We start from the raw sequence: 1,126 nt of genomic DNA on the forward strand, positions 1-1,126 counted from the left end.
GTCGTGGTGATGGTGACGATGTGCATGGGTCTACCTCTTGTAGGTGGTGCGGCCGCCGGCGCGGAAGGGGCTGGTGTCGGAGTGGTAGGGCTTGCCGTCGTTGTATTCGGCGTCGAGGCGGTCGAGCAGCTCCTCGAAGGCGCGGACGGTGAAGGCGACGGCGCTGGGCAGGTCCTCGTCCTTGTCGAGGGCTTCGCAGGTGCCCCAGATGCGTTCGACCAGGTCGGCTGGCAGGCGCATGTTCCAGTTGCGGTATTCGGGGGCGTCGGCCGGCCGTGGGGTGCCCTCCCCTGCTGCGGCTTGGGCGACGAGGCTGTCGGTGGTCTTGCGCTTGCGGACGGGCGGTGTGGCGGCCATGGGTTCAGGTCCTTTCGGCGGTCAGGGTGGTGAGCAGCTCGTGGAAGCTGTCGCGGACGGTGACGGCGGCGATGTCGCGGAGCTCGTCGAGTCCTTGACCGTTGGCGGCGGCTTCGGCGATGAAGGCGCGGCGTGGGATGTCGTGGGGGTGGACGGTGTAGCCGGATTGGGTGGCCCAGTCGCGGATCTCGGTGGCGACGCGGCCGTGGGTGGCGGTGCGGGTGGTGTCGCGCAGGTTGATGAGGATGTCGGGGTCGGGCAGGGGCCGGCTGGGGCGGAGGTCTTCGTTGATCTCGTCGACGAGTTCGCCGGTGTCGCTGATGCCGTTGAAGGAGTCGTTTTCGGGTTCGGTGACCAGGAGGACCCGGTCGGCTGAGTAGAGGGCGTTGATGGTTCCCAGGGACAGGCCGCGGTCGCAGTCGATGATGACGAGGTCGTAGTTGTCGCGGACGGTGTCGAGGGCTTTGTGTAGGACTTTTCCGGGGGCCACTCCCCCGAGCGCCTGCAGGGCTGCGGCGAGTTTGCCGCGGCCGGAGGGGACGATGTCCAGGCCGGGGCGGCGGGTGGTGTGGGTGGCGCCGGCGAGGGTGACGCCTGGGGTGCGGGCGTAGATGTCGGCGAGGGTGTGTCCGTCGGGGTCGCGGTTTCCGAGGATGCGGAGGGCTACTCCCCCTTGGGCGTCGTGGTCGATGACTAGGACGCGCTTGCCGCCTGCGACGGCGGTGTGGGCGAGCATGAGGGCGGTGGTGGTCTTGCCGACGCCGCCCTT

At 69.2% G+C, this 1,126-nt stretch carries 2 protein-coding genes; both read right to left on the minus strand.

The genetic code is table 11. The features are described 5' to 3' along the window. Positions 1 to 30: 30 nt before the first annotated feature. Complete coding sequence (locus H483_RS27480; protein WP_017836510.1) at positions 31 to 357, minus strand: hypothetical protein; 327 nt, start codon at positions 355 to 357, stop codon at positions 31 to 33. A gap of 4 nt (positions 358 to 361) precedes the next feature. Beyond that, a partial coding sequence (locus H483_RS27485) for a ParA family protein (protein WP_017836511.1) occupies positions 362 to 1,126 on the minus strand: 765 nt, incomplete at its 5' end.

Origin of the sequence: Dietzia sp. UCD-THP (assembly GCF_000349585.1) — a bacterium.
GTDB lineage: Bacteria > Actinomycetota > Actinomycetes > Mycobacteriales > Mycobacteriaceae > Dietzia > Dietzia natronolimnaea_A.